This is a genomic window from Hoeflea sp. BAL378, assembly GCF_000759435.1.
In the GTDB taxonomy this organism is placed as follows: Bacteria; Pseudomonadota; Alphaproteobacteria; order Rhizobiales; family Rhizobiaceae; genus Hoeflea.
Map to the genome: position 1 here is coordinate 1 of NZ_JRJG01000255.1, position 344 is coordinate 344.

1 protein-coding gene is annotated in these 344 nt (G+C 69.2%); it reads right to left on the bottom strand.

Translation table 11 applies throughout. The features are described from left to right. Positions 1-344 (bottom strand): AMP-binding protein (locus LL06_RS25895; RefSeq protein WP_035533922.1); only part of this gene is annotated, 344 nt, incomplete at both ends.

Genomic DNA, 344 nt, shown 5'->3' on the forward strand with positions numbered 1-344 from the left:
GGAGCGGATCATGTCCTTCTTGCGGTCGACGATCCACAGGAAGCCGCGCTCGTTCATCACGCCGACGTCGCCGGTGTGCAGCCAGCCGCCGCGCATCATCTCGGCGGTGGCCTCGGGATTGCGCCAGTAGCCCGACATCTGCGGACCGCGCAGGCAGATCTCGCCGTGCTCGCCGCGTGGCACCGGCTGGCCCTCGTCGTCGAGCAGCGCGAGCTCCACCCCGGGAATTGCCCGGCCGATCGAACCCCAGTTCTCGAACACCTCGTAGGGACGGCAGAGCGTGGCGAAGGTGCCGGCCTCGGTGAGCCCGTAGCAATGCGCCATCTCGATCCGGCCTTCGCGCG